The organism is Alkalihalobacillus sp. BA299 (genome assembly GCF_017745675.1).
GTDB lineage: Bacteria > Bacillota > Bacilli > Bacillales > Bacillaceae_F > Alkalihalobacterium.
In genome coordinates, this window is sequence record NZ_JAFLJM010000008.1 from 142,562 (window position 1) to 166,096 (window position 23,535).

Here is a 23,535-nt window from a genome sequence, read left to right on the forward strand (position 1 = left end):
TTCCCCCTAATTATTTTTTAATGTTTGCTTTAATATTTTCCCAGAAGCGTTTCTCGGAAGCTCATCCAGAAATTCATAGATTTCAGGCACTTTAAATTTTGCAAGATATTGTAGGCAATGTTGTTTGATTAACGGAATATCTTCTATCGTTAATTGTTCACTAACAATAAATGCTTTTACTCTTTCACCGAAAACCGGATCGGGATCGCCAACAACTGCAGCCTCTTTAATCAAATTGTGCTTTTTCAAAATATCTTCGACTTCGATAGAGAAAATCTTTTCTCCACCGCGGTTAATCATATCTTTCTTACGATCACTAATATAAAAGTATCCATCCTCATCAACACTGCCTAGATCTCCGGAGTGCCAATACCCATCAGAGAAGTTATGTTGGTTTGCTTCTTCGTTTCTCCAATATTCTTTTATTACCATGGGTCCTTTGATAAAAAGTTCTCCCACTTCACCAGCAGCGACTTCATCTCCAGTTGAGCTCACTATTTTTATATCTGCTACTGGAACTGCACGTCCAACTGAAGTGACTTTCGATTTAGAGTAAGAAACAGGCATTAGCGTTGCAGGAGATGTTGTTTCGGTTGCACCGTATGCATTGTGTAAATTTGCATTTGGAAATGCTTCTTGTAGCATGCTATAGGTTTGCTGGTAAATCGGTGAGCCTCCAAAAGCGACTTTCGTGACAAAATCAAATGAGTTTTGCTTAAACTGTTCATCTGTGGACATCATGACGAATATAGTAGGTACGTTGAAGAGAAAATTAATTCGGTATTTTAGTATATACTCGATATATAGTTTGTTTTTGTAGCTTTCCATACTATAAGCTGTTCCACCGATGTAAACCATGTGAAGTAATTGGCCAACAAGACCGGTCACATGAAACATCGGAACAGCAATCAATGTTTTCATCGTATGATCTGTCTCAAAAATACTTTTAAAATTTATCAAACTATGAATGACATTAATATGGGTTAAAACAGCACCTTTAGGTCTACCAGTTGTTCCTGAAGTATATAGGATAAAAATAGGGTCTAATTCATCTGTTTCAATAGGAAGCAACTCATTTTTATCTTCCAAAAGTTGTTTAAACGTGTTCTCACCATCAACTACAAAAATATTTTCGTCTTTTGGGATCGTCGTTATATCAACTTCTTTAATTTTTTCAATTTTTGAAATGAACTTATCTTCACTAACGATAACCTTCACTTCTGAATGCCCTAATATATAAGCTATTTCATCTACAGAAAGCTTGACATTTACAGGCACCATAATTGCTCCTAATTTGACACAAGCAAAGACCATTAATGGAAAAGAGAGCCGATTCCCTATCAAAGTTGCTATCCGGTCACCTTTTTGGACTCCATATTCTTTTTGAAGGTTAGCAGCAATAACGGTCGAATAGGCATCAAGCTGCTCATATGTAAGTGATGATTCTTCAGTAACAACAGCCTCTTTATCTTTATACGCTTCTAAGCTAGTCGAAAGCACCTCAGCAAGATTACTAGGTCTATCGTTAAATACTTTAATCTTGCCTCTTCCAAAAAGTTCTGTCTCTTTGACGAGCATATATTGTCCTCCTACTTTAAAATTTTTATTACATATTCACTATATAAGTCTGTCAACTGTTCCTTTGATAACTTCCCATCAGGTTTATACCATTGTTGAATCCAGTTCATTGCACCTAGAATAATCATCCTTGCTATGGATGGTTCCTTTGCTGTAAACTCTCCACTTTCAATTCCTCTTGAGATGATTTGAGCAAATAAATTTTCATAGCTCTTTCGTAATTTTAGTACTAAGTGAACTTGTTCCCTTTTATAGAACCGTTTTGGTTCCATAATTATATTAAAAGTTTCTTTGTCCTCTACTGCGTACTCAATATGCGCCGCAACCATTTTATGGAGAATTTCCTTAACCGAACCATTTCCATTTAAAATTCTTTCAAGTTCTTCTATCGCTTGAGAAAGTACAAAATTATGACATTGGTACATTAAATCACTTTTATTTTTGAAGTAATAATACAACGACCCCTTTGTCATTAAGAGTTCTGCAGCTATCTCTTCCATCGTTGCCCCGCTATAACCTCTCCGGTTAATGATATCAATCGCAGACGCTAGTATTTGTTCTTTCTTCTTTATTATTTTCATCTCTGAAAGTTTCATCATCATCACCCACCACCATTGTAATCGCTTACAAAGGTTATTTTAATCCCCCGTTTAGGTTATTCTTTCGACAGCACGATACATTTTTTATTAAGAATTTAAACTGTGTTCGATTTTAAAACGATGGTTAAGTTTTTTATATACATTTATAATAAACCTACTCTATACCAAAATGCAATATGTTTTTTGAATAATGTTTAAATTTTAAATTACGTTTATATTCAGACAGTTCATTCAATAAATTTTTAACATGACCTTTTGAGAAAAGAGAGTAATAGTTACTTACGATTTCCGAGTAAACAATAAAAATAGACCCGGTTTCCCGAGCCTTACTAGTTTAAAAGCATATTATGAAAAGCCACCTGTTCTGTACTTTTCAATTAACTCATCCCATTCCCTTTCTGTAAAACGGGACAATGAACGATCGCTATGGTTAGGTACAACATTTTCTTGATCTTGTTCTTTTGCGATAAGGATTGCTTTAATTCCAGCAATATTCACACCTTGGTCGATAAGTGATTTAATCTCGATAAATCGATCAATATCATTTAATGAAAAAATTCTTTGGTTTCCTTCATTACGAGCGGGTTTTATCAGTCCTTGCTCTTCATAGTAACGAATTTGTCTTGCAGTTAATTGAGTCATTTCTTTGACTACACTAATTGGGAAAATCGCCACATGACGAGGGAAATTTTTCTTCATCCCCCCTCCCTCCTTTTAGCTCAGTAATGGTAAACTACTTTTTATTTTGCTAATTCAGCATACACCTCTTGTAGTGTATGAAAGCCTAATTGTTGCACCTTTTGAACATTTTTAATCCATAGTTGTGCTGTCATCTTTGCATCTTCTAACGCATGATGACGTGTGGATAGCGGAATATCAAAAAACTGACAACACTCATCTAACGTTACTAAACTTTCATTCGGTGAAGCTAATTTAATAAGGAACGATGTATCTATGACACGGTGAATAAAGTTCGTCCGTAATACGTGCCAGGAAATGTGCTGCATGAATGCTTTCTCATGCTGAGCATGATGAGCCACTAATGTACGTCCTTCAACATATTGATAGAACTTTGCCAGCACTTGATCAATCGTAGGTGCACTTTGCAATTGTTCATTTTGTATCCCTGTAAGCGCAGATATTTCTTCAGTTAATGGTTGATCATGATGCACTAATGAGTAGTAACCATCGTCTTCAACCATCGTTGTCCCTCTAACTTTTACAGCACCGACTGAAATAATCTTGTCTCCTCGGTCAGGGTAAAAACCCGTCGTCTCTATATCAAAAACAACGACTTCTAAATCATCAAACGACTTATTTAAAACACTTTCTTTTTTTAATTCTTTTTGAAGTTGCCTTACATACGCCAGCTGGGCTGCATTCGATTGCTGCTGTACAGATGTGTATACATTAGGACTTAATTTACCTGATAACTGTTTCATGTATTGAATCATGCTATTAATCACTTCATGCCACACCCTTTATCGATGTGCTTTTTTGTTAGTTTATAAAGACGAGCACCTTGCCTAAGGTATTCTTTAAGCTCTTCTTTATCCAAAGGGGTTAACATCTTGACCTTTAATAAATGGATCGTTTCATAGCTTTTTTCATTCCCCTGAAAGCGGAGCCGAAACTGAAGAAGCTTTTGGAAGGGCTCTTTTAACCGTTTTATTTCACCTAGACCATCTGGTAGTTGCTCAAACCTCGTTAACGTTTGCGGACTCATTATGTGTTCTTGTAATGCTAATAGTCGCAACGAATTCACATAAGGAAATAGAGCCGTATTTTTCAAATGAATCACATTCGTATGTTTTCCGTAGGATTCAACCAGCAATTGTCCAAACATTCCGATTGCTTTTTTACGTCGTTCTACATTGTCATAAAACCTTAAGATAAGCTTTGGATTATTATTTAGTTCCGCAAAAATAACATTTTTCAATTCCTCAAGCAATTGAGAATCTCCAAAAAATACTCTAGAGTCAAAAAAGGTCAGTAAATGGCGAAGCGTTTCAAAGCTTTCTTCGACCATCCACTTTCTTAACTGATTTTTCCATCCAAAAAGTGATTTACACCAACGCTTGTTAGAGGCCATAACACGACCGTCACATTGGACGTAGCCCACACATTCTAAGGCAAAAGAAATCTCTTTTCCTAACCTTAAAAAATACTCATTTTCGCTACCATCTTCCGATTTAAACACTAGACCATGATCTTGGTCGCTCCAAATCGCTTGTTCAAACCTTGCAGCACTTCCCATCATAAAGAAAGCAAAGTGAGTAGGGGGAGGACCCCACTCACTTGTAACTTTATCAATCGCTAATTTGACCGTTTTCATGATAAGTTCATCATGAAACTCATTTAACTTCGTATGATCGTTTTTTACTTGGTGAATGTATGAGCTTCTCCACATGTTTAACTGTTCATACGTTTTGACAACAGGTTGTTTCATGTGGTTTCACCACCCATTCTTATGCTCCAGTTTTCTCATTTGATTGCATGCTTTCAGGATATCCATAGCTTCCATGTTCACTAATATCAAGACCCATAATTTCTTCTTCTTCAGTAACACGTAGTCCACCCATAACCTTCTTCATAACATATAAGATAGCAAATGAGACAATGAATGCATATGCACCAGCAGTAACAACACCTAATGCTTGAACACCTAATTGTGTAAATCCACCGCCATAAAATAATCCGGCTTGCCCCCAACCAATATCAGTTGATAGAGCAGGGACTGCGAAGAAACCAGTAGAAAGTGTTCCCCATACACCCGCTGTACCATGAACAGATAGTGCAAAAATTGGATCATCAATTCGAGCTTTATCAAAGAATTTCATACTTACAACGACAATTAATCCACCAATGATACCAATAATAACTGCTGCCCAAGGCTCAACGAAGCCACAAGATGCTGTGATTGCTACTAGACCCGCTAATGCTCCATTTAATGTTGTTGGAACATCTGCTTTACCACTCATTACCCAGATGAGGAACATCGCTGCAAGAGCACCAGCTGCTGCTGCTAATTGCGTATTAAGAATAACAAATCCAAAGAATGCGTCCGCTACCCCAAACGTACTCGCACCATTAAATCCAAACCAACCTACCCAAAGGAGAAGTACCCCTAAGGCTGTGTATACTTGGTTATGACCTGCTAAATCATTTGATGAACCATCTTTATTATATTTACCAATACGAGGCTTTAATAGAATCGTTGCTGCAAGAGCTGCCATAGCACCTGTTAAGTGAACTACCGTAGACCCTGCAAAGTCCTGTTTACCGTGTGCACCTAACCAGCCGCCACCCCAAATCCAATGTGCAACTACTGGATAAACTAAAGCTGAAAATAAGATTGCAAATACTACGTAAGCTGACAATTTCGCACGCTCAGCGAAACCACCAAACGCAATCGTTAAAGCAATTGCGGCAAATACTAACTGGAACATGAAATCAACAGAACCTGATAAACCATCAGTTGGTGCTGATGCATCCCCATAAAAGAAATTAGATAAACCAATAAATCCACCTGCACTATCACCATAAATAAATCCATAACCTACTGCCCAGAAAACGAGTGAAGCAAGACTCACTGTAAAGATTGTCTTTCCTGCAATATGACCCGCATTTTTCATTCGAGTCGAACCTGCTTCAAGTAAAATAAATCCACCTTGCATAAGTAAAACTAAAAATGTACCAATAATGACCCATAAATTATCCATTAATATAGTTTCCATCTGTGAACTTCTCCCTTCGTTTTTGTGTTAATATAGCTAACATCTTTTGTTAACTTAATTATACCTTCTTCATTTTCTAAAACTACATTTTTGGGAGAAGATCTAACATGGTTTCTCGTATTCTATATTTTTACCATTTTATCTCTTAAAATGGTAAATCCTAAGGTCATTTTTGATTGTTTAAGTGCATCTTACGTCTGAGCTGATATTTGACACAACCAAAAAGCTGTCCCAAAGCAATCTATCCTTGCATATAGGAACAGCGTCTTCATCTCTATAACAACTCTAATTCATGTTATTCATCTATTTCCCAATCAATGGGCTTTTCTCTCGTTTCCAATAACCACTCGTTAACTTTTGAGAATGGACGACTTCCGAAGAACCCCCGGTTAGCAGAAAATGGACTCGGATGGGGAGCTTTAATAATAAAATGATGTTGACTATTAATTAAAGCTTCTTTCGCTTGGGCATGGCGTCCCCATAAAACGAAAGCAATTGGCTTTTGTCGTTCATTCAGTTTTTCAATGACCCGATTAGTAAACTGCTCCCAACCAATTCCTTTATGCGAATTGGGCTCACTTTTTCTCACAGTTAAAACCGTATTTAATAAAAGCACACCTTGCTTCGCCCATTTGATTAAGCAGCCATTATCGCTTAATTCACAGCCGATATCCGTATGTAGTTCTTTGTAAATATTTTTTAACGATGGTGGGAGCTTTTCACCTGGATTGACCGAGAAACTTAAGCCATGCGCTTGATTTGGCCCATGGTATGGATCTTGCCCTAAAATCACAACCTTCACTTCTGCAAAAGGGGTATAGTGAAATGCATTGAAAATGTCTTCCTTATTTGGATAGACCGTTGCCTTTTGATATTCAACGGTCAAAAACTCACTTATCCTTTCAAAATATTCTTTTTTACATTCATTTCCGATAATCTCTTTCCAGTCATTACTTACATTTAGCACCATCTCCTATCCTTCCCAAGTAAGAATGCTTTTTAATTCATGAAACACTGCTGGATTTCCAACAAGTACTTGATAGCCTTTTTCTTGCTTGATACTTAAAGTCTCTCCTTTTGCTTCCTTAATAATTAATAACCCTGCACAAATATCCCATTCCTGTAGCTTCAGCTCCCAATAACCATCAAACCGGCCCGCCGCCACTTGGCATAAATCCATCGCAGCACTTCCGGTTCTTCTTATGCCACCGACTTTAGTAATGATTGCATTGAAATGATCAACATTGTTATTTGGATCCGTTGCACGGTCGTAAGGAAAGCCCGTACAAACAACCGCTTGATTTAATCGTTCCACGCCTGAAACAGAAATTGTTTTTCCATTTAAAGTTGCACCGCTTCCTTTGACCGCTTCATACATTTCATCTAGCTTCGGGACATACACCACCCCAATCACTGTTTCTCCTCGAAATTTAACTCCGACAGAAATACTGAAAAGCGGAAAGCCATGCGCAAAGTTAACCGTCCCATCAATCGGGTCGATTACCCATTCATATTCAGCCTGCCCTTCATGCCAGCCACTTTCTTCACTCATAATCGCATGGTCAGGATAGTGACTTTTGATTTGATCTATCAGGTACTGCTCACTCCACTCATCGACCTCCGTTACTAAGTCGATGTCAGAGGACTTTGTTTTCATCTGAAACGGTTGTTCTATGCGAATTAATTGCTCTTTTCCTACTTCTTTTACCCATGCCTTTATATTTTCTTTGATGGCCATCCATTCTGTCATTGGTACTCCACTCCTTATATTAAAGTTCAATTCTATATTATCCTATAATCTTTTCTACAAAAAACTTTAAAACACATCCCTATAAAAAATAGCCTTCAAAATGAAGGCTTCCGGATAAACTTTTAGGGGGTATTAAAAATTACACTATCACCTTTTCAATATGGATTTGGTCATAAATTTCTTTAAAATATGATAAATCGATTTCACCAGTTTTTTTATTCATTGCATTTAATATACCACAAGTATTTCCTACCCTTAATATTTCTTCATAACACGAATTGCTGTGTATTTCTTTTACCATTCCAGCTACCATAGCATCTCCAGAACCAACAGGATTTATTACTTTTACGTTCGGTATACTAGCTTTATATATTTTATCGCCACAAAGAGCTATACTACCATTCTGACCTAATGAGACTACTATCATTTCAATATTATAATCTCTAAGTTTATATAATGAAGTTATTACGTCTTTTTCAGATTCAATTCTAACGTTAAGTAAATCTTCAATTTCAAATATATTTGGTTTTATTAGGAAAGGTGCAGCTAATAAGGATTCTCTTAATGAGGCACCACTTGTATCTAAAACAAATTTTACTTTCTTCTCATTAACAAGCTTTATTAATTTATAATAATAATTACTACCTAAACTATGTGGTATACTCCCCGAAGCTGAAATCACTTTTAAATCTCGTTTCATTATTAGATTTAATATTAGCTGGAGAAGGGATTCGGATTCTCTTTCGGAAATCGTTGGACCCGTTTCAAGTATTTCAGTTTGTGACCCTTTAGAAAGGATTGCGATACAATTTCTTGTATCTTCATTAATTTCAACAAAGTTAGGAGTTATATTCATATGATTCAATTCTTTTTTTATTAATTGACCATTCTCTCCTCCTAAAAAGCCAGTTGGCATAATTTCACAACCTAATTGCTTTAATACTTTTGAGACATTTAGTCCTTTTCCTCCAGCAGTTTTATAATAGTTACTACATCTATTGACTTCATTATTGTGAAATTCATCAATATAATAACATATATCAATAGATGGATTTAATGTAATGGTGCCAATCATTTTTATATCTCCTATACTTTTATTGTGTGGGATAAACCTTTATTTTTAATATATAAGTAATCTGCTACTTAACCCCAATAAATTCTTTATATATTTTTTTTAATTCATTAAGATTTGTATTCCCTTCCATTGGCCCTTTTTTAGTAACTGCTTTTGCTCCTGCTATGGATGCAAGATTCATAGCCTCAATATAACCAACTCCTTGATTTATACAAGATATAAAAGTGCCTCCAAAGCAATCTCCTGCTCCAGTTGGATCGATTTCATCAACTTTATAAGGCATTCCAAGTTCTATCAAGTCTTTTGTATATAGAGTAGATCCTCGACTCCCTCTTTTGATAACAACAATTTCTGTACCATTATTTATTAACAATTCTACACTTTTTTGTTCATCTTCTACTCCGGTTAAATAAAACAGTTCTTTTTCACCGGCTAAAACTATATGTGATTGATATAGAATATCTACTAATAAATTTCTTTTTTCAATATCGTTGATGATTTCTTTTCTAACATTAGGGTCAAATGAAATTTTTGTACCATTTTTCTTAGAAAGTTTTATTCCCTTTAAGATTGCATTATAAACACCTTTGTTATAGATAGCAGAACCCATGATATGGAAGTAGTTACAGTTCATAAATTCTTCTTCCTTTATGTAACTTTCATTTATTTTTCCACAAGCTGCATTAGAAATATGAAATATAAAGTCTCGATCTCCATTATCCTTATAGGTAACAAAGGCAACCCCTGTTGTTTGGGTTTCTAACACCTTAATACTTGAAGTATCTACTCCATCGGTTTTTAAACGGTCAATATTTATTTTGCCAAAACCATCGTTACCGACTGCTGATATTATCAGCGTATTACTTCCACATTTAGCTGCTTGGTCAATAAATATGGCTGGAGCTCCACTTGGGAAAGGTCCTACGAAGTCTCCCGTTTCATCAAATTTTTGACCAATATCTTTTGCCATAATTTCAACAAGTATTTCTCCAATTGTAATAATTTCAGCCATTTGCAGTCACTCCATTTTTATTTATTTACCAAGCATTCTCTCTTTATTTCTTACATCAATATATACAGCCACTATTATTATTAGTCCTTTTACAATTTGCTGAAAATAATAAGGCAACCCAATTAAGTTCATTCCATTATTAATGACACCAATAATTAAAGCTCCTATGAACGTTCCAAATACAGTTCCATATCCACCCATTAAGCTTGTTCCACCTAATACAGCGGCAGCAATGGCATCCAATTCGTAACCAACAGCAGCATTAGGTTGTGCAGAATATAGTCTAGAAGATAAAAGAATTCCACTCACTGCAGAAGCTACACCAGAAATGATAAAGATTTTCATTTGTAAAGAAACTGTATTTATACCTACATATTCTGCAGCTAGTTTATTGCCTCCAACCATTTTGGCTTGTCGTCCAAACTTTGTTTTTGCAAGTACGATATGAAATATCACCATTAATACGATTACGATTAATACTGGAATCGGAAGAAAATTAAAGAACTTTTGATTTCCTAGAGATAAAATAAACGAGCTTTCGATTTGAATAGGTCTAGCATCTGTAATAGAATATCCAATCCCTCTGAAAATTCCCATTGTGGCAACGGTTACAATAAACGTCGCAATTCTAAACTTAGCACTTACATATCCATTAAATAAACCAGCTAGCCCCCCTACAATTAAGACAGCAGCAATTGCAATAAATTCATTAAATCCACTTGATAACATTACTCCTAATACGACACCACATAGTGCTAAAATGGATCCAACAGATAAATCAATTTGCCCAATCATTAAAACAAAAGTCATACCAAAAGCTAATATTGCAATAATTGAAACTTGAGAGAAAATATTTAGTATGTTGTTTACATTTAAAAAGTTAGGACTTAAAATGGAAAATAAAAAGATTAATCCAAATAGTGCTAGTAATACACCTCCGTAACTTTTAAAAATTCTATTTTCTGTAATTTTCTTTATCTCCATTGTTTATTCACCCCGCTTAGTAATATAGGACATAATCTCTTCTTGTGTCGTATTCTTTGGATCTAATTCACTTACAATTTTTTTATCATTAACAACTAATAATCTATCTGAAACGTTTAATATTTCTGGTAATTCAGACGAAATTAAGATAATACCTACACCTTTTCTAGCAAGCTCAATCATTAGTTTATAGATTTCAAACTTTGCACCAACATCTATACCCCTAGTAGGTTCATCTAATATTAGAATTTCTGGCTCAATTTCAAACCATTTAGATAAAACGATTTTTTGTTGATTTCCCCCACTTAGTTTATTGACGGTTTGATAAACATTTGGTGTTTTTATTTTAAGATTATCTTTATGTTCTTTTGTGATTTGCACTTCTTTTTGATGGTCAATCAATTTGAATTTGTTTAATACTTTTCCAATATTAGCAAAGGTAACGTTTTCATAAACACTGGCTGATAGTACAAGTCCTTCATGCTTTCTATCCTCAGTAACAAAAGCAATTTTGTGCTCAATAGCGGAAAAAGCATTTTTTACATTTACCTTTTTTCCATGTAAAAACATATCTCCTTTATCTTTTTTTAGCATTCCAAAAATTCCTTGAACGATTTCTGTTCTTCCTGACCCCATTAATCCATATAAACCTAATATTTCACCAGGTCTGACAAATAAATTAATACCATGGTAATAACCCTTTTTATTATAATCTTTTAGTTCTAACAATTTTTCATCTTTAATAAACTTAAAATCTTTAATAGGATAGACTTTGTCCATTTCTCTACCGACCATCATTTTGATTAGTTCATCGGTAGTGGTTTTACTTGTTTCAACAGTCCCTATATATTTCCCATCTCTTAATACACTTACGTAATCTGTTATTGTAAAAATTTCTTCCATTCTATGAGAGATATAGATAATAGAAGTTCCTTGACTTTTTAATTTATTAATAATTTCATACAACTTCTCTGTTTCCTTACTACTTAATGCAGAGGTAGGTTCATCCATTATAATAATTTTAGGATTAGTAGATAATGCTTTTACGATTTCAACCATCTGCTGGTTAGAAATCGATAGTTCATTCACGACCTTTGTAGGAGAAATATCTAAATCAAGTTCGGCAAGTAATTTCCTTGCTTTTTTGTTCATAGCATTGTCATCGATCATTCCATATCGAATAGGCTCTTGTAAGGCAAATATATTTTCAGCTACAGTCATATTTGGACTTAAACTAAGTTCTTGATAGATTATACTAATCCCTAAATCTTTTGCGTGTACTACATCTTTTATTTCAACTTTGTCTCCAAAAAAATATATCTCCCCTTCATCAGGAGTATAAGAACCTGATAATATTTTCATTAATGTAGATTTACCTGCCCCATTCTCTCCTAAAAGAGCTAATGCTTTACCTTTTTCAAGACTTATATTAACTCCATCAAGAGCAACAACCCCTGGAAACACTTTACGAATACCCTTCATTTCAAGTATAGTCTGCAAAAGTATCACGCCCATTTCTATCTTTTAAGAGTCTATGTAATTACCTTAAATTTTGAAGAAATACCTAAAATTAGGTATTTCTTCAAAAAATGATTAATTTAAATCGATTGTTACTTTATCATTTTCAACGCTTACATCAACAAATCCCTTTCCAAATACATAAAGACCAGGTGTGATTGGAATTAATTTTTCAACAGTTTCACCTTTTGCTAATTTGATTGCGTTTAAAATTCCTTCCGAGCCCATTTTATCAGGAAATTGAACAACTACAGCTTTAAAAGCGTTCTCATTATCCACCGAATTTCTAGCTTCCTCAAGACCATCAAACCCTACGACAAGAGCATCAGAGTTTCTTTCTGAAATAGCCGCAGTCGCAGCAATTGCCATATCGTCACCAAATCCAAAAATCCCGTCAAGGTTCGAATTACTTGTTAACATATCCTCAGAAGCATTCTTTGCTTCTTCTCTGGTACGACCAGGCAATTCGGTAACTATATCTAGGTTAGAGTACGTATCAGCAATTCTCTTAAACCCGTCAATTCGATCTCTAACAGATTGAACCTCTGGATAAGTAATAAGACCAACTTCACCATCTTCACCAAGGAATTGTGCCATCGCTTCAGCAGCGATCATTCCACCTGTAAAGTTATCGGTTGCAATATGCGAATCAACTTCTACACCATTTGCACTAATATCGACTGTTACAACCGGTATGTTAGCTTCTTGAGCTTTAATAACTGCACCTCTTACACCGTCTGAATCAACAGGAGTAATAATAATCACATCTACACCACTATTAATAAAATCTTCAATAGCTGAGATTTGACGGTTTAAGTCTTGGTCTGCAATTGAAACCGTTAAATCAACATTTTGAGTTTCAGCTTCTTTTTCCATTTCTTCTTTAATAGCCACATAAAACGGATGTGATTGAGTTAGAATTGATGCACCAATTTTAATCTTTTCCTCTCCTGCATCACTTCCAGAGCTTCCTGTACTTCCACCAGTATCTTCACTACCACAAGCAGATAATAAACCAATTACTAATACAGAAATAAAGAAAAACGATAACGCTCTCTTCATATTTCCATCCCCCTAATCTTGTTTTCTATTATTTTGCTTTTCCAATACTACCAGCTAACTCAATTTTTTCGATCGCCAATTTCTTTACAGTTTCCTTTGCAGGTACCATGTATTTTCGAGGGTCAAATTCAGTTGGATTTTCCTCAAAGAATTGGATTAAGGATTGTGAAAAGGCATTTTTCAGTTCTGTAGCTACATTTACTTTAGCCATCCCTAGAGAAATGCAGTGCTTTACTTGTTCAGCCGGTATCCCAGATCCCCCATGCAATACTAAAGGGACTTTAACTCTTCTAGATATCTCATCAATTCGTTTAAAATCAATGTTAGGTTCCCCTTTATAAATACCATGAGCAGTACCGATAGCAGGTGCTAATGTTGGAACTCCCGTAACTTCAACAAACTCTTCACACTCTTTTGGGTCTGCTAAAAGAGCATCTTCCTCACTTACGACAATGTCATCTTCTACACCACCAACTTTTCCAAGTTCGGCTTCTACATTGACATTTAAAATTTTGGCTAATTCAACCACTTTTTTTGTCTTTTCGACATTTTGTTCAAATGGAAACATTGAAGCATCGATCATGACTGATGTATAACCAGCATACATACACTTCACAATTAGGTCGTAGTCTTGGCAATGGTCAAGATGTAATGCAATTGGAATATTTGCATTTTTAGCAGCTGACTGTGCAGCAGAAACGATATAATCAGCCCCTAAATGTTTTACTGTACCAACAGTTGATTGTAAAATTAACGGGGAGCGGCACTCTTCTGCAGCATCAACCACAGCTTGCAGCATTTCTAGGGTATGTATGTTAAAAGCAACAATACCATAACCTTCTTCTCTTGCTTCATTTAATAATGGAGTCGAAGAAACTAATTTCATTCAATTCACCCCCTTTCAAATAAATAATGTTTATTTAAAATAAGAAACTACTAAATCAAACTATGGTTTCAAATATATAGAGACCTAAAATTAAAACGTTTCAATTTCTATATAAAATGGAACCGCTTTCTTTAAAGTATAAAAATCTACATTTATTGTAAATTTTTAACTGATTTTGTTTCAATTAACTGAGTTTTAAGTCTTTGAATTTGAGGAAAGTTACTAAAATCACCTTTCATTCGTTTTAATAGGATTTCCGCAGCTTGAATACCAATGTCTTTGCACGGTTGAACCACCACGGAAACAGGTGGATTAAACATTTGGAAAAGTTCTGTTTGATCATACCCACATATCGATATATCCTTACCTATTTGCAAGCCTTTTTCCATCATTGTTTTCATTGAATTTACAGTGATCGGGTAATTTGTAGTAAAAATAGCAGTAGGTCTTTCCTCTAAGTTTAGAAGCTGCTGAAAAGCATCAACCCCCCCATGTTTAGAGTATTCAGAATAAACAATATAATCATTATTTATCTCAATATTATAGTCGGTTAGGGCTCGTAAATAGCCGGTTAAACGCTCTTGAGCGGTGTATATTTCTGTAGGACCCGAAATAATTCCAATTTTTTTGTGACCTCTATTAATTATCATTTCAACCGCTGAATAAGCGCCGTTAACATTGTCACAAACTACAGCATCTAACTCACAATCTTTTACAAGTCTATCTATTAATACAACCGGTATCCCCTCATCAATTATTTCATCAATCTGTAATTCTGAAGAGGTTACGGGCATTATAATAATCCCATCTACATGTTTGTTTTTTAAATAATTCATTTTTTCAATCTGCTGTTTAAGACTGTCATTCGCACTACAAATGACAAGGCCATAATTTAGAGGGTTTAGAATATCTTCTATCCCTTCAATAACTTGTGTACAAAAAATATCAGTAATACGTGGAATTAAGACACCTATTGTATAAGTTTTGTTTGTTCTTAAACCACGTGCAATAGGATTAAAAGTAAAATTGAGCTGTTCAATAGCTTGCTCAATTTTCAGACGGTTAGCTTCTTTTATTTTGTGGCCATTTATATACCGTGATACAGTTCCTATAGATACATTAGATAATTTAGCTACATCTTTTATAGTAGACATTATTTTCACCTTTTTGAAACGTTTACAATTTTCAAAAAATAAAAATTGAAACGTTTTAATTTTTGATTTATCTAAATAATAATGCATAAGTTTTCTAGAGTCAATACCTTTTATTATTTTCAATAAATGAATCTCCTACCTCTGCTCTCTTTTTTAATTTTCTGGGCTCAAGACGTGCTATACCTTAAAGGATTTAGTATGATAGAGGTAGTATCATTTGGAGCAACTCCATCATGAAGTCACTACCTTATATACAACTCTTCATCAATTGATGATGAAAAGGAGGAAAAACCTTTGGAAGCTATAAATAAAGAATTAGTTCAACAAGCGATTAATCACTTAGCAAACCGCGAAGTGTATGTACATCTTGAAACAACGAACGGTGCGTATACCGCTTATCGAAACGGTACACCTTTCTCAGCTGGAGTTTTTATTCGCAACAGTAAAATCTCATTTGAACATGGTAAAGTTACTGGTGAGGGTCCTTTTCGAGTAGGGCTAAAAATAGAATTAGGTTGGGTCTATGCAGAAGGTGTGACACACTGGACGATGGAAGGCGAACAAATACTACTCGCAGGATTAGATGATAAAGGACGTTTAGCCGTTTCACTTCAATTGAGTCCACAGCCATTTAAGTAAAAGGAGGTCATGGTCTGTATGGAAGATCATTTATTAGTCATTTTACCACACCCTGATGACGAATCATTCGGCGTCGCAGGAACGATGTTAAACTATAAAGAAAAAGGCGGAAAAGTAACATATGTTTGTATGACAATGGGAGATATGGGAAGGAATATGGGAAACCCGCCAATTGCTAACCGTGAATCCTTACCCCTCATTCGTAAAAAAGAGCTTGAAAATGCTGCAAAAATTTTAAAAATTGATGATTTAATTCTCTTAGGGTTAAGGGACAAGACGATTGAATTTGAAGATGAAGAGAAACTATCTGAGCGAATTAGAAATTTAATTGAAGATTGTCAGCCGACACTCGTGATTACATTTTATCCTGGTTACAGCATTCACCCTGACCACGATGCATGCGGTGCAGTCGTTATGAAAGCACTAGCGTCAATTCCTAAAGAAAATCGTCCGACCGTATATGCATTAGCCATTTCAAGAGACAGTGAAACTGATTTAGGTAAACCACAAATCATTAATGATGTTCGACCTTATCTTCAACAAAAGCTCGATGCGTTAAAGGCTCACAAGACACAAATGCAGGAAGTCGTCCGGCAAACAGAAATTGCCCTGCAAGAAAGCAATGATGAAGCGGTTGACCGATTAAAATATGAACGTTTTTGGCTTTACCCTTTTGGCGATGAATAAAAATACCCCCACTAAACCTTGCATTGGTTTAAAAGTGGGGGTATTTTTTATTAACGGATTCCGTTAGGGGGATAGAAAATCAAACAGCACACGTCAAGTCGCATACGAATTTGCATAGTTTTTAACATAAATTAACAGTATAAATAGAAAGCAATGAAAATCCCTTTTCTAACGTGTTATAAGACCTGACATCCTTAATAAACTTTATAAACTTGCCCTGTCTGAGCACCTTCAACACTCTTCACAAATGCATTCGCAACTTTGTTAGCTGATACTGGATTAAAGCCTTTAAAAAATTCTCCATATTTGTCTAAGGATTCTTCTAGGACGTTTGGACTTACAGTATTAATCCGTATATTACGTTTCAATTCAATTGCTGCAGATTTGACAAAACTAGCAATCGCACCATTAGCCATAGCTGCTGAACTGCCTTTTAAAAATAGGGGTTTGAACTTTACCACTTTATTGAATTTCCTAACCCGTTAGTGAAAAAGCGATCCTCCATTGTTGAAGCATCGCCCGTTTGTTTAAGTGTAACATTTCACATATTTCTATTTCGCCACCGAATTAAAAACTCCTTTTTACTTCGCACCCTTATAGTATCAACTTACCTAAAATTTCCCTCATACATTTTAATCCAATCTTTTACTGTCAACATAGAGACGAGTTCGCCAATAAGCTGAAAAGGAATTTTTCTGGGATTAGTAAATCGAATACAGCTTTTCCCCATATTTAACTTTGTATCCATATGATTAGGGTATTCTTTTTGAAACCATTTAAATAATTCTTGGTCAGCATAAACCCCCATATGATATACAGCTATATGATTTTTTTGTGCCGTAATACTAATAAATGGTAAAGGAGTATCCTTTTTACAATGGTATCCATCTGGATAAGTAGCTAACGGGACCACGTAAGATGGCATGCCATATTGCATTTCAAATACAAAACCACTTGGGATACTTTGATCAATTACTTTTTTAAGTGTTATGAATGAGTCTCTCCATTTAGTTTCCACATTGTCTATATATTGATCTATTTCAGACACTTAATTTTACTCCTATTTAGTCTTGATAACAAGTTTCATACTCACCTTTCATTAGCAATACTCTTCTTCAAGTAATCTTCTATAGTTTAAGAACATTATTTCACAATCTATACATATACTTTTACACAAAATTGCATTTTCCTTTTGAAGGTTCTAATTTTCAGATAATTGGTTACACGTGAAACACCGCACAGCTAATGACTGTGCGGTGTTTATTTTTATTTTTATTAGAATTTTGCTTGATAGCTATCAATTTCCCAACCATGAACAGCTGTTCTAAAGCTATCATATTCAGCACGTTTCAATTCGATATACTCACCAAAGACATGATCTCCTAATGTTTCTCGTCCAATTTTACCTTCCTCTAGTGCATTGACTGCAGCTTCTAGGCTTGTAGGTAAGTTACGAATTCCACGTTCTTTTAACTCAGCAGGTGACATGCTGAAAATATCATCTACAACTTCAGCTGGTACATCTAGATTACGGTTAATTCCGTCAAGTCCTGCAGCAGCAATAATAGCATATGCTAAGTAAGGATTTGCAGATGGGTCTGGACAACGGATTTCTACACGAGTTCCTGCTCCGCGTGTTGCTGGAATACGGATAAGAGCAGAACGGTTTGATGCAGACCAAGCAACATAGCAAGGTGCTTCGTAACCTGGAACTAGTCTCTTATAAGAGTTTACTAGCGGGTTAGTAACAGCTACGAAATTATCAATATTGTCTAGTAAACCAGCAATAAATTTGTAAGATTTCTCAGAAAGCTGACGGCTGTCGTTTTCGTCATAGAATGCATTTTCTTGCTTTGCGATATCAAACAATGAAATATTTACGTGCATTCCACTACCATTTGCTCCTGCAATTGGTTTTGGCATAAATGAAGCGTGTAAACCAAATTGTTTAGCTACTGTTTTAACAACCCATTTATACGTTGTTGCATTGTCAGCAGCACCTAGTGCATCAGCATACTTAAAGTTAATTTCATGCTGTCCTTCAGCAACCTCATGGTGAGATGCTTCGATTGTGAAGCCCATTTCTTTTAACGTTCGATAGATTGCTAGACGAACTTTTTCACCATAGTCATGTGGTGATGGCTCGAAGTATCCACCAAGATCTTGTGTATTTAATGTAGGACGTCCTTTTTCATCTGTCTCGAATAAGAAAAATTCTAACTCTGGTCCAACACTAATGGAATACCCTTGCTCTTTTGCTTTCTCTTCTGTTCTTTTTAGTACGTGGCGAGGGTCTCCTTCAAAATCCGTTCCATCTGGGTTTTTTACGCCGCAAAGAAAACGAGCTTCTGAGTAGCCTTCTTCAACCGACCATGGAAGAACGCAAAATGTATTTAAGTCTGGCATTAAGTATAAGTCTGATTTATTAATTGGAGAAAATCCTGTGATTGATGAACCGTCAAACATCACTTTTCCTTCAGCACATTGGTCAATTTGCTCTGCTGTAACCGTTACATGCTTTAATGTACCTTCAATATCAACGAATTGCATATGAATAAGCTCCACATGCTTTTCTTTAATAATCTCTTTAATCGCCTCTAAAGTTAACTCTTTTGTAGAAACTGTACTCATTATCAAACACTTCCCTTTCGTGTAATCTTAATTAACATCTCTTGTTATCTTCTATTTTAAATAATCATATAATTTCTGCAATGATTTTGTTAGATTATCTGACAAAGAGATTTTAAGAAAAGTAAAAGCACCCGTATAGTGGCGTATGGACTGGAGCACTCGTATGAGATAAAGGAAACACAATGAAGGTTAGTGAATTAATGTTGACTTATTGTACGGGGGTCAGAGAAGTCTCATTAGTCTGTGGGCGCTTGCGCTAGATATCTTGAAAAAGGTGACAGGCACCGTTAACAAACTGAAGTGTTAAACGTGCCTGTCACCTATTATGTTAGTCTTATTTCTTTTTTCGGGAAGCGCCAACTCTTACCTTGCTATTTTTTGATTGACCACCTCTTGAACCGCCTTTACGATCACGGTCACGATCTTTGTTTCCGCGACCGTAACCACCGCTGCCTTTTCCTTTACCTTTCCCTCTGCCACCGCCAGATTTAAATCCTTTGACACGTAACGGTGCTTCTTCTGTTAACTTGATTGGAACATCATTTGGCTCTTTTGTTAACATCTTTAAAGCCGCAGAAAGTAACGTTACAGAATCGGTTTCTTCAAGAAGCTGTTCAGCTGACATTCGATACGATTGGAAATCATTTTCATCGATCGTTTTCAATAAACTTTCCACCGTCATACGAAGTTGTCCTTCCATTGCCTCAGCTAATGTTGGAACAGGTCTTCTCGTAATTTTACGGTTCGAAGTTTTTTCAATCGTTTTTAAGTGTGTTAATTCTCTTGGTGTAACAAGTGTTAATGCTAGGCCTTTATTTCCGGCACGACCTGTACGACCAATACGATGAACATAGCTTTCAGGATCTTGCGGAATATCGAAATTATAGACGTGAGTCACACCCGTAATATCCAATCCACGTGCTGCGACATCTGTTGCAACAAGAACTTCGACTGTTCCTTCCTTAAACTTCTTAATGACACGGTCACGTTGGTTTTGGTTAATATCACCATGTAAGCCTTCTGCACCGTATCCACGTTTATTCAAAGCTTCAGCTACTTCGTCAACACGACGCTTCGTTCGACCAAATACAATCGCGAGCGTCGGCGAATGAATGTCCAACATGCGACAAAGCACATCAAATTTTTTCGATTCCGGAACTTCCATATATTCTTGTTCAACATTTGCAGTTGTAATCTCTACGGATTTAACTACAATTACTTCTGCATCTGGCTTCATAAACTTTTCTGCAAGTCCACGAATTTGTTTAGGCATCGTTGCTGAGAACAATAACGTTTGACGCTCACTCGGGACTTCTTTCAAAATCGTTTCAATGTCCTCAATGAAGCCCATATTTAACATTTCATCTGCTTCATCTAAAATCACCATATCAATCGTGTTCATTTTAATCGTTTTACGACGCATATGGTCCATAAAACGTCCCGGTGTTGCGACGATAATTTGTGGTTTACGCTTTAATGCCTTAATTTGGCGAACGATATCTTGTCCTCCATAAATCGGTAAGGCTTTAACTCCGCGAAGGTTTCCAATTTTGTTTAGCTCTTCCGCTACTTGAACTGCAAGCTCACGGGTAGGTGCTAATACTAGACCTTGAATCGTCCCCGCATCAACATCCATCTTTTCAATTAACGGGATTCCAAAAGCTGCTGTTTTTCCTGTTCCTGTTTGTGCTTGTCCAATCACATCTTTTCCTGCAAGTAATGTTGGGATCGTTTGTTCTTGAATAGGCGTTGCCTCTTCAAACCCCATTTCTGTAATCGCTCGGACAATTTGATGGTTTATTCCAAAATCATAAAAAGTTGCCAATGTATCTTATTCTCCTTTGTATCTAAAATTATTTGTAGAGCACGCACTTATATTTTATATCGTTTGCTTTTTTGATCAGAATTATCATATTCAAATAAAGATGTAATTATTTAAAAAACCACTTTGAAAATAATCTAAATTAAGAGCCATTAAATGGAAGGAAAAGTAAAATGAAGAAAAGCCATATTCCAGTCATATGGAATATGGCCATTATCTTAACGTATATTTAATCGATTATAGACGAGTTACGTTAGCTGCTTGTGGTCCACGGTTTCCTTCAACGATTTCAAATTCAACGTCTTGGCCTTCTTCTAAAGTCTTGAAGCCTTCACCTTGAATTGCACTGAAATGTACGAATACATCGTCTCCACCTTCGCGCTCGATGAATCCGAAACCTTTTTCTGCATTAAACCATTTTACTTTTCCTACCATTTTATATGGCCTCCTTAAAAAAACAAACTTTGTTAAAAGCAAAAAACTGATGATGATCCGGTGCAACTCTAATACTGTAGTAAAGAGGCCGATATGAAAATCTCAGGTTCCTGACTTTTTAACACTAATGTAACTATATTACTTTTTACGCTAAAAAGCAAATCGAACATTAACGGTTCGTTACCGTTTCCGGATACAAATCATGATTCATTAGCCGGAAATTCGCCATTTCTTCATACTTTGTACCTGGTCGTCCATAGTTACAGTAAGGGTCAATTGAAATTCCCCCACGTGGTGTGAATTTCCCCCAAACTTCAATATATCTCGGGTTCATCAATTTAATTAAATCATTCATAATTGTATTTACACTATCTTCATGGAAATCACCATGATTCCGGAAGCTAAATAAATACAGCTTCAACGACTTGCTTTCAACCATTTTAATATCCGGAATATAGCTAATATAGATCGTTGCAAAATCAGGTTGTCCTGTTTTAGGACAAAGCGTTGTAAATTCAGGGCAATTAAATTTGACAAAATAATCTCTTTCTGGATGCTGGTTATCAAAAGTCTCTAATACACTAGGATTATATTCATAGTTGTACTTTGTATTTTGGTTACCTAATAGCGTTACATCTTGTAAGTCTTCATCTTTCCGACCGACCATTGTTTTTCCACCTTTCTATACCGGAATTAATTATAGGTAGATCGCCAAACGTTGTCAATGGGTTGATACATTACACTTTTGGGTGATTTGAAGGTTTACCTTCGCTCGGAAAGACTTGCAGATTGTTTTGGTAGCTAATATCATCTGGATCGAGTCCGTTTCCTAATGAACCATAGACGTTCCCCGCCCGAGGGTCGACTAATTCTTTATGCTGATAATAGATGCGCGGAGTTTTAAATAGGGCAATCATCGCTTTTAAAAAAGGCATCTCGTGGTATCGTTCAGGCCAATTTTGCTTGATATGCGCTTTCACTAATGGATAATATTTTGGACTAATCGATGGAAACAGATGATGTTCTGTATGATAAGAAAAATTAAAATGAATCGCATCCACCCATTTCGGCACGGTTACTGACAAACTGTTCGCTAACGGGTCGTTGACAGGTACGAGCGGATTGAGCCGGTGATTTGTTGAAATATAAGCCATTACAATAAAATTCGCAATCAATAATGGGAGTAAGAAAACAAAAAACCAGTTGGCAAACCCAATCCATAACAGAACACCAATCCATGAAGCCCAAGGTAAAATAAACTGTAGCCAAACTTTGGGCCGGTTTCTCGGATTAAAGTCTTTTATATAAATCGTAAACATTCTTAATGAATGAGCAGTAAATGTCATCGCTAACGAGAGTAAACTAAATGACGCTCGAATAAATAATGGCACTCGATACAATAAGCGTACAAACGGCTTTTGAGCCAATTGTTCAGCACTAATCCACGCATCAGGATCTTTATGTTCATCCTGAGTATGAACATGGTGATTCATATTATGCCATTTTCTCCAAAGACTTGGTCCTGTACATAATGGCCAAAAAGTAATTGCTCCTAAAAGGTCACGAAGCCAAGGTTTCCTAACAACGGTGCCATGAAGAATTTCATGACCTAAAAATCCAAGACTTGCATAGCATGCTCCTAAAACGATCGCAATCAATAAGTTAAACCAGACGTTTAATTCTAAAAAACCAATAGCTAGAAATCCTGCAACGATAACAATAAGAAAAGCCAGCCCACCTAAAAGACGAGAAGGTACGGGCTTAAATGCCTCTTTAGGGAGGTGGGGTTTAATTCTTGCTGCATACCAAGATAATGATTCGTATTCCTTCATTTCATGCTCCTTCCAAATTTAACAATTTCTTCATATTACATGACTTAGTTTTCCTAACATTACTTCTTTTTAATCCAAAAATTTCTTCTTTCTTCTTTCTTCTTTCTTCTTTCTTCTTTCTTCTTTCTTCTTTC

Annotated in this window: 23 protein-coding genes and 1 pseudogene; 2 read left to right on the forward strand and 22 right to left on the reverse strand. The window is 35.7% G+C overall.

Features of this window, described 5'->3' with window-relative positions; all coding sequences use genetic code 11:
* Positions 1 to 6 precede the first annotated feature (6 nt).
* The 15 genes from J0N78_RS12590 to J0N78_RS12660 form a co-directional block, all read right to left on the reverse strand.
* The gene (locus J0N78_RS12590; RefSeq protein WP_209123452.1) at positions 7 to 1,578 is read right to left on the reverse strand and encodes a class I adenylate-forming enzyme family protein; all 1,572 of its coding nucleotides are present in this window, start codon (positions 1,576 to 1,578) and stop codon (positions 7 to 9) included.
* 11 nt (positions 1,579 to 1,589) lie between these two features.
* Entirely contained in the window at positions 1,590 to 2,177 is a 588-nt protein-coding gene (locus J0N78_RS12595; protein ID WP_209123453.1) for a TetR/AcrR family transcriptional regulator, read from the reverse strand.
* A gap of 345 nt (positions 2,178 to 2,522) precedes the next feature.
* On the reverse strand, positions 2,523 to 2,876 hold the full coding sequence (locus J0N78_RS12600) for a MerR family transcriptional regulator (protein WP_209123454.1): 354 nt from the start codon (positions 2,874 to 2,876) through the stop codon (positions 2,523 to 2,525).
* A gap of 41 nt (positions 2,877 to 2,917) precedes the next feature.
* The gene (locus J0N78_RS12605) at positions 2,918 to 3,643 is read right to left on the reverse strand and encodes an exonuclease domain-containing protein (protein ID WP_307794928.1); all 726 of its coding nucleotides are present in this window, start codon (positions 3,641 to 3,643) and stop codon (positions 2,918 to 2,920) included.
* Positions 3,640 to 4,626 carry a DUF294 nucleotidyltransferase-like domain-containing protein gene (locus J0N78_RS12610; RefSeq protein ID WP_209123455.1) on the reverse strand — a complete coding sequence of 329 codons (987 nt, stop codon included), beginning with the start codon at positions 4,624 to 4,626 and terminating at the stop codon, positions 3,640 to 3,642. The genes J0N78_RS12605 and J0N78_RS12610 overlap by 4 nt, the downstream gene beginning before the upstream one ends.
* A 19-nt stretch (positions 4,627 to 4,645) precedes the next feature.
* Positions 4,646 to 5,914: an ammonium transporter gene (locus J0N78_RS12615; protein ID WP_209123456.1), complete on the reverse strand. Its 1,269-nt coding sequence runs from the start codon at positions 5,912 to 5,914 to the stop codon at positions 4,646 to 4,648.
* Between the two features lie 295 nt (positions 5,915 to 6,209).
* On the reverse strand, positions 6,210 to 6,881 hold the full coding sequence (locus J0N78_RS12620; protein ID WP_209123530.1) for a uracil-DNA glycosylase: 672 nt from the start codon (positions 6,879 to 6,881) through the stop codon (positions 6,210 to 6,212).
* Positions 6,882 to 6,887: 6 nt separating this feature from the next.
* Positions 6,888 to 7,664, reverse strand: coding sequence for an inositol monophosphatase family protein (locus tag J0N78_RS12625; protein WP_209123457.1), 777 nt, complete (start codon positions 7,662 to 7,664; stop codon positions 6,888 to 6,890).
* Positions 7,665 to 7,803: 139 nt separating this feature from the next.
* Positions 7,804 to 8,739, reverse strand: a complete 936-nt coding sequence (locus J0N78_RS12630; RefSeq protein WP_209123458.1) for a 1-phosphofructokinase family hexose kinase — start codon at positions 8,737 to 8,739, stop codon at positions 7,804 to 7,806.
* Positions 8,740 to 8,803: 64 nt separating this feature from the next.
* The gene (locus tag J0N78_RS12635) at positions 8,804 to 9,751 is read right to left on the reverse strand and encodes a sugar kinase (RefSeq protein WP_209123459.1); all 948 of its coding nucleotides are present in this window, start codon (positions 9,749 to 9,751) and stop codon (positions 8,804 to 8,806) included.
* A gap of 21 nt (positions 9,752 to 9,772) precedes the next feature.
* Complete coding sequence (locus tag J0N78_RS12640; RefSeq protein ID WP_209123460.1) at positions 9,773 to 10,735, reverse strand: ABC transporter permease; 963 nt, start codon at positions 10,733 to 10,735, stop codon at positions 9,773 to 9,775.
* Positions 10,736 to 10,738: 3 nt separating this feature from the next.
* Entirely contained in the window at positions 10,739 to 12,199 is a 1,461-nt protein-coding gene (locus J0N78_RS12645; protein ID WP_307794929.1) for a sugar ABC transporter ATP-binding protein, read from the reverse strand.
* Between the two features lie 129 nt (positions 12,200 to 12,328).
* The gene (locus J0N78_RS12650; protein WP_209123461.1) at positions 12,329 to 13,315 is read right to left on the reverse strand and encodes a substrate-binding domain-containing protein; all 987 of its coding nucleotides are present in this window, start codon (positions 13,313 to 13,315) and stop codon (positions 12,329 to 12,331) included.
* A 28-nt stretch (positions 13,316 to 13,343) separates the two neighbouring features.
* Positions 13,344 to 14,201 carry a class II fructose-1,6-bisphosphate aldolase gene (gene fba, locus J0N78_RS12655; RefSeq protein WP_209123462.1) on the reverse strand — a complete coding sequence of 286 codons (858 nt, stop codon included), beginning with the start codon at positions 14,199 to 14,201 and terminating at the stop codon, positions 13,344 to 13,346.
* Between the two features lie 152 nt (positions 14,202 to 14,353).
* Positions 14,354 to 15,478, reverse strand: a complete 1,125-nt coding sequence (locus J0N78_RS12660; RefSeq protein ID WP_209123463.1) for a LacI family DNA-binding transcriptional regulator — start codon at positions 15,476 to 15,478, stop codon at positions 14,354 to 14,356.
* Positions 15,479 to 15,649: 171 nt separating this feature from the next.
* On the opposite strand from J0N78_RS12660, the gene J0N78_RS12665 reads away from it, so the two are divergent.
* Positions 15,650 to 15,994, forward strand: coding sequence for a YojF family protein (locus J0N78_RS12665; RefSeq protein WP_209123464.1), 345 nt, complete (start codon positions 15,650 to 15,652; stop codon positions 15,992 to 15,994).
* Between the two features lie 18 nt (positions 15,995 to 16,012).
* Positions 16,013 to 16,681: a bacillithiol biosynthesis deacetylase BshB2 gene (bshB2, locus tag J0N78_RS12670; protein ID WP_209123465.1), complete on the forward strand. Its 669-nt coding sequence runs from the start codon at positions 16,013 to 16,015 to the stop codon at positions 16,679 to 16,681.
* Positions 16,682 to 16,875: 194 nt separating this feature from the next.
* On the opposite strand, the pseudogene J0N78_RS12675 reads toward bshB2, so the two are convergent.
* The 7 genes and pseudogenes from J0N78_RS12675 to desB form a co-directional block, all read right to left on the reverse strand.
* Positions 16,876 to 17,118, reverse strand: a pseudogene (locus J0N78_RS12675) (Rossmann-fold NAD(P)-binding domain-containing protein); the annotation flags it as partial.
* A gap of 170 nt (positions 17,119 to 17,288) precedes the next feature.
* Positions 17,289 to 17,729 carry a DUF1801 domain-containing protein gene (locus J0N78_RS12680; protein WP_209123466.1) on the reverse strand — a complete coding sequence of 147 codons (441 nt, stop codon included), beginning with the start codon at positions 17,727 to 17,729 and terminating at the stop codon, positions 17,289 to 17,291.
* A gap of 227 nt (positions 17,730 to 17,956) precedes the next feature.
* A complete protein-coding gene (glnA, locus tag J0N78_RS12685) occupies positions 17,957 to 19,312 on the reverse strand; it encodes a type I glutamate--ammonia ligase (protein WP_209123467.1) in 1,356 nt (451 codons plus the stop codon).
* 334 nt (positions 19,313 to 19,646) lie between these two features.
* On the reverse strand, positions 19,647 to 21,137 hold the full coding sequence (cshA, locus tag J0N78_RS12690) for a degradosome RNA helicase CshA (RefSeq protein ID WP_247747280.1): 1,491 nt from the start codon (positions 21,135 to 21,137) through the stop codon (positions 19,647 to 19,649).
* Positions 21,138 to 21,371: 234 nt separating this feature from the next.
* On the reverse strand, positions 21,372 to 21,569 hold the full coding sequence (gene cspD / locus J0N78_RS12695) for a cold-shock protein CspD (RefSeq protein WP_075385201.1): 198 nt from the start codon (positions 21,567 to 21,569) through the stop codon (positions 21,372 to 21,374).
* A 169-nt stretch (positions 21,570 to 21,738) separates the two neighbouring features.
* Entirely contained in the window at positions 21,739 to 22,236 is a 498-nt protein-coding gene (queF, locus tag J0N78_RS12700) for a preQ(1) synthase (protein ID WP_209123468.1), read from the reverse strand.
* Positions 22,237 to 22,306: 70 nt separating this feature from the next.
* Positions 22,307 to 23,401: a Delta(10) desaturase DesB gene (desB, locus tag J0N78_RS12705; protein WP_209123469.1), complete on the reverse strand. Its 1,095-nt coding sequence runs from the start codon at positions 23,399 to 23,401 to the stop codon at positions 22,307 to 22,309.
* Positions 23,402 to 23,535: the final 134 nt, after the last annotated feature.